This is a genomic window from Paenibacillus sp. UNC451MF (assembly GCF_000686845.1).
GTDB lineage: Bacteria > Bacillota > Bacilli > Paenibacillales > NBRC-103111 > Paenibacillus_S.
The window spans coordinates 1-1331 of sequence record NZ_JMLS01000075.1 but is presented as its reverse complement, the minus strand read 5'-3'; the positions used below and the strand labels follow the sequence as shown (position 1 = coordinate 1331).

Sequence of the window (1331 nt, the reverse complement as noted above, 5' to 3'; positions counted from 1 at the left end):
TTCATGTTTTGTACGGCTGCTGTCATAAGCGCTTGCTCCGTGACATTTCGAAGCCCCCGCAAACGGCAATAGCGAAACCCATGGAGCTGTTTAGCGTCCGCGAAGCTTCGCTCAATCGTTTCTTTTCGTTTTTGGTAAAGCCGCTTACCGGATCTACTCAACCGGTTTAATCGCACTTGCTCCTTGCTATCTTCCCAAATATGCCGCGTTACGAGTTTGCGGCGGTTTTTGGATCGTGTACATTTCGCTAGCATGGGGCAACTCGCGCAAATCTTAGGGTCTGATGCATAGTGTCGGTAGCCGTGACGATCTGTAGTTCGGTAAGGCAGTTCTTGCTTTTGTGGGCATAAATATACATCTTGTTCTGCATCGTACTTAAATTCCCATTTGTGAAACAGCCCTTGCGTAGGGTGAAACCGACGATGCGCAATTACACCAAATATCTTACGTTCTTCAAGGCCTTTGCAAATCGGAGTGGTTAAATAACCAGAATCTAGAGCTACGGCTTCCACTTGAAAGCCAAAACGTCCACGCTGACGATCGAGGCGAGTAAGATAAGGAACCGAATCATGCACGTTTCCAGCAGTGACGAAAACATCGGTAATGAGATTGTACTTCACATCAACGGTACGGTGATCTAAATAAAAGAAGCCCTCCGGTTTGCCCTCTCGTACCATATAGCCGCTGTCGGGGTCTGTTGTGCTGACCTTCACTTCCTTGTCTTCATTCACCTCCTCTCGTGGTTTTAGAGCTTTTTTCCTTGTGTCTTGCGATCGACTTCTACGGCAGTATTTAACTCATCTAGGTAATCGCGCGTGTTCTGCTTCACAAGCTCTTTGGTGTATTTCTGTTTGTTGGCATTGGCTTTTAAGTGGGTTGAATCCGAAATCAATACACGGCCTCCGACCATACGATGCGAGATGGCCTGAAGCACAATCTCATCAAAGATGTCCTGAAAAACGGTTGTATCTTTAAATCGAGTACGACGATTCCAACTAATCGTTGTATGGTCGGGAACACGATCGGTTAGACCAAGCCCAAGGAACCAGCGGTAGGCCAGGTTCGTTTGGATTTCCCGTTCAAGTTGGCGCTCAGAGCGAATCCCGTAAAAATAACCTAGGAAGATCATTTTGAAGAGAACCAACGGATCGATGGCTGGCCGACCATTATCCTGAGAGTAGAGGTGACGGACCTTTTCATCTATGAAGGAAAAATCGATGTACTTATCAATCTTGCGGAGCATATGATCAGCTGGAACTAAATCTTCAATGGATACCAGCTCGTAGTTTTGTTGTTTATCTCGATTCGAACGCAGCATACCCTACACCTTC

The 1331-nt window shown here is 46.5% G+C and carries 1 protein-coding gene; it reads right to left on the bottom strand.

Annotated elements, in window-relative coordinates; all coding sequences use genetic code 11:
* Nucleotides 1-1318, bottom strand: a protein-coding gene (locus BP97_RS39980) for an IS1182 family transposase (RefSeq protein WP_156043446.1) whose coding sequence is annotated in 2 segments (ribosomal slippage) — nucleotides 1-751 and nucleotides 751-1318 — 1319 coding nt annotated over the 2 segments. Because the reading frame shifts where the segments join, the coding sequence is not laid out codon by codon here. This gene is flagged as partial in the annotation.
* Between the last annotated feature and the right edge of the window lie 13 nt (nucleotides 1319-1331).